The organism is Lutibacter sp. TH_r2, from assembly GCF_033101135.1.
In the GTDB taxonomy this organism is placed as follows: domain Bacteria; phylum Bacteroidota; class Bacteroidia; order Flavobacteriales; family Flavobacteriaceae; genus Lutibacter.
Genome location: NZ_JAWMPV010000014.1, coordinates 1 through 1,547, shown reverse-complemented (window position 1 = coordinate 1,547; position 1,547 = coordinate 1). Strand labels below are relative to the sequence as shown.

The window sequence follows — 1,547 nt, the reverse complement described above, 5'->3', positions numbered from 1 at the left end:
TGGGCCAACAACTCATATAATTTATGCTTACATTTGAACTAGAACAAACGACAAACATTCAACAAACGATTTGCTACGTCCGAAAAATCTCCGATTTTCCAGTCGCACAAATCATATAAAAGCCCGTTGGCTTTAATGCCTGAAAAAAATGAATGAAAATGAAGATAAAGTTTCAAAAGTTAATTTTGAGATTGAAACATACGAAAAGAAAATAAAAAAACTGAAAAAGAATGCTCCTTTTGCAATAATTGGAGGAATATTACTTTCTCTAATTTACCCCTATTTACCGAGAAGATATGGAAGAAAACCATTAATAGAACAAATGGAGTATTTTAATGCTGTACTCTTTATGGGAATAATTTATTTTATTATTTATGCTATAAGTTATTTTTATTTGATTGACAAATACAAAAAAGAGATAGAGGCTTTGAATAGAAGGAAAATTTCGTTAGAAAGTAAAATTGGAGAATATAAATCAGGTGTATAAAATTTACAAACCGAGTTGAGAAAATAAATTAATATTCTGACATTTCGGAGAAAGTTAAATGATAAATTATGATAAAAAAGACAAATTCCAAATGGACTTCTATTATGTAGGATTAGAAATTAAACTAGATGGATTTATAAAATGATTGCAAAAGCACTCAAAGCCAACACCTCATATAATTTATGCTTAAATTTGAACTAACACAAACGACAAACATTCAACTAACGATTTGCTACAACCGAAAAATCTCCGATTTTCCAGTCGCACAAATCATATAAAAACTCGTTGTAAAACATTAAGACCATCGAATTTTGAAAAAATCAATTCTACTACTTCTACTCACTTTTATTTGTTCTTGTAATAGTAAAAAAGAATCAGATAAAACCGAGCACGAAAAAAAGGAAATTAAGAGAGAATATCTAGAACAAAAATTTGACAACGGAATATCTATTCAAACCGAAATTTATATTTATCCAAATGGAGACTCGATTCCTAATCAGCAAAAAATATATAAAAACCAAATTCTTGATACTCTTGAAAGTCATTTTTATGAGTTACAATTTGAGCATCTTCAGAATGATAAATTTAAAGGGAAATTGACATACTTTTCAAATTTTGATACAATCCCGAAAGATAAAATTTTCTCTAGAAAAATTGAATTTTCATTTCTTCAAAAAAATACTGATAGCACAAAATATGTTGATTATAAATTTACTGAATCGAATGTACTTAATTTTGAATACAATGATTTCAATGATTTAAGTTTATATGGCTATATAAGAGAATCGATAACTATGGAGGCGATATCCAATAAAAACGATATGACTAGGATTCTGGAAAGATATATTCTTATAGACAATAAGAATCCAACTGAAAACCCATTTGATATCAGACTATATTGAAATAAAAACGTTTTACAACACCTCATATAATTTATGCTTACATTTGAACTAATACAAACGACAAACATTCAACAAACGAATTGCTACGGCAGAAAAATCTCCGATTTTCCAGTCGCACAAATCATATAAAAACTCGTTACCTAAAATGGCGGATGAGT

The 1,547-nt window shown here is 28.1% G+C and carries 2 protein-coding genes; both read left to right on the top strand.

Going from position 1 to position 1,547, the window contains the following annotated elements:
* Positions 1 to 148 precede the first annotated feature (148 nt).
* Positions 149 to 487, top strand: coding sequence for a hypothetical protein (locus R3X25_RS15155; RefSeq protein ID WP_317675810.1), 339 nt, complete (start codon positions 149 to 151; stop codon positions 485 to 487).
* 311 nt (positions 488 to 798) lie between these two features.
* Positions 799 to 1,389, top strand: a complete 591-nt coding sequence (locus tag R3X25_RS15150) for a hypothetical protein (RefSeq protein WP_317675809.1) — start codon at positions 799 to 801, stop codon at positions 1,387 to 1,389.
* Positions 1,390 to 1,547 lie beyond the last annotated feature (158 nt).

What these genes read in the sequence shown, in the direction of transcription:
- R3X25_RS15155 (WP_317675810.1), top strand. Translation starts at nt 149, where the DNA reads ATGAATGAAAATGAAGATAAAGTTTCAAAAGTTAATTTTGAGATTGAA.